Source organism: Mycobacterium simiae (genome assembly GCF_008370645.1).
Classification (GTDB): domain Bacteria; phylum Actinomycetota; class Actinomycetes; order Mycobacteriales; family Mycobacteriaceae; genus Mycobacterium; species Mycobacterium simiae_A.
This window is the reverse complement of record NZ_VTZN01000348.1, coordinates 1-2068: the sequence shown is the minus strand read 5'-3', so window position 1 is coordinate 2068 and position 2068 is coordinate 1. Positions and strand designations below refer to the sequence as shown.

1 protein-coding gene is annotated in these 2068 nt (G+C 64.2%); it reads left to right on the top strand.

Features of this window, described 5'->3' with window-relative positions; all coding sequences use genetic code 11:
- Positions 1 to 16: 16 nt before the first annotated feature.
- A partial coding sequence (locus F0Q45_RS25635; RefSeq protein WP_149656543.1) for a condensation domain-containing protein occupies positions 17 to 2068 on the top strand: 2052 nt, incomplete at its 3' end.

The following is a 2068-nucleotide window of genomic DNA, read 5'->3' as shown; positions in this document are numbered from 1 at the left end:
CAATGATCCTTCGGCGGTGGAATGGGTAGCCGAACTGCGCCAGTCGTTGCGTGCCCAGTTACCCGAATACATGGTGCCGGCAGCGATCATGATCGTCGACGACCTGCCGTTAACGGTCAACGGCAAACTTGACCGGCGGGCATTACCGGCCCCCGAATTCCTCAGCGGGGCCACCTATCGAGCCCCGCGTGATCACCACGAACACGTGCTGGCCGCCCTGTTCGGCGAAGTCCTGGGGGTGGTCCGGGTCGGCATCGACGACTCCTTTTTCGAATTGGGTGGGCATTCGCTGTCGGCGACCCGGCTGGTGATGCGAGCCCGCACCGAATTGGACATCGAAATCCCGGTCCGCGCACTCTTCCACACACCCACAGTGGCCGGGCTAGCCGAATGGATCACCACCCACGCCCACACCCGAACCCAGGCAGCATTGACACCACGACCCCGACCGGCGCGGATTCCGTTGTCGTTTGCCCAATCCCGACTGTGGTTCCTCCACAAATACGAGGGCCCCTCAGCCACCTACAACATCGCCATAGCCGCCCGGCTGACCGGGCCACTAAACACCACAGCACTGCGCGCAGCCATCGGCGACGTCATCGATCGCCATGAAAGCCTGCGCACCGTATTCACCGAAACCGACACAATCGCCTACCAGCAGATCCTGCCGGCCCACACCATCGAGGTGCCGGTGACCGTGACCGAGGTCGCAGCCGACCACGAGTTAAGCGCTGCAATAGCCCACGCCGCGCGCTACCACTTCGAACTGTCCACCCACATCCCCATCCGGGCCGACCTGCTGCGGGTCTCAGACACCGAACACGTACTAGTGCTCGTGGTCCACCACATCGCCGCCGACGGGGCCTCACTAGTGCCGTTAGCCCACGACTTGGCCACCGCCTACACCGCCCGCCGAGCCGGCCAGCAACCCAGCTGGCCCCCACTGCCGGTGCAATACGCCGACTACACCCTGTGGCAACACGACATCCTAGGCAGCGACGACGACCCCAACAGCGTGATATCCCAGCAAGTCGCCTACTGGCGTAACGAGCTGGCCGGCGCACCCGAGCAGATCACGTTGCCCACCGACCACCCCCGCCCCGCCCAACAATCATTCCGCGGGAAGACAGCAACATTCACCATCAACCCCCAACTGCGCCAACGCATCCACCAACTGGCCCACGACAGCGGCACCACCATCTCGATGGTGCTCCAAGGCGCCCTCACGGTCCTGCTGCGCAAACTCGGCGCCGGTGCTGACCTGACCATCGGTGGGCCCATCGCCGGGCGCACCGACCAAGCACTGACCAACCTGATCGGGTTCTTCGTCAACACCTGGGTACTGCGCGTGGACACCTCCGGCAACCCCGCCTTCACCAACCTGCTCGAACAGATCCGCACCAAAGCCCTAGCCGCCTACGACAACCAAGACGCCCCCTTCGAACGACTCGTCGAACTGCTCAACCCCACCCGATCCACAGCCCACCACCCCCTGTTCCAAGTCGCATTCGCCTTCCAAAACAACCCCCTGCCCACCATCGACCTGCCCGAGCTGGGCATCGAGTTTTTACCCGCACCCACCGGCACCGCCCGATTCGACCTCCTCATCAACCTGCTCGAGCTGCCCCCACGCCACGGACAACCCCCACCCATCACCGGCAGCATCGAATACGCCACCGACCTGTTCAACCACAACACCATCACCACATTCACCACCTACTACCTGCGCATCCTGCACACCATCACCACCAACCCCCACCAACACATCGACCTCATCGACCTGCTCACCCCCGCCGAACGCCACCACATCCTGACCCAAGGCAACAACACCACCACCATCACCGCACTACCCAACACCACCGTCACGCAACTATTCGCCACCCAACTCACCCGCACCCCCCACGCCCCCGCGCTCACCCACACCGACACCACCCTGACCTACCGCCAACTCGACGACGCCGCCAACCACCTCGCCCACCAACTCGCCGCCCACGGCGCCGGCCCCGGCCAGGTGATCGCCCTGCTGCTAGAGCGCTCAGCACAGGCAATCATCGCGATCCTGGCCATC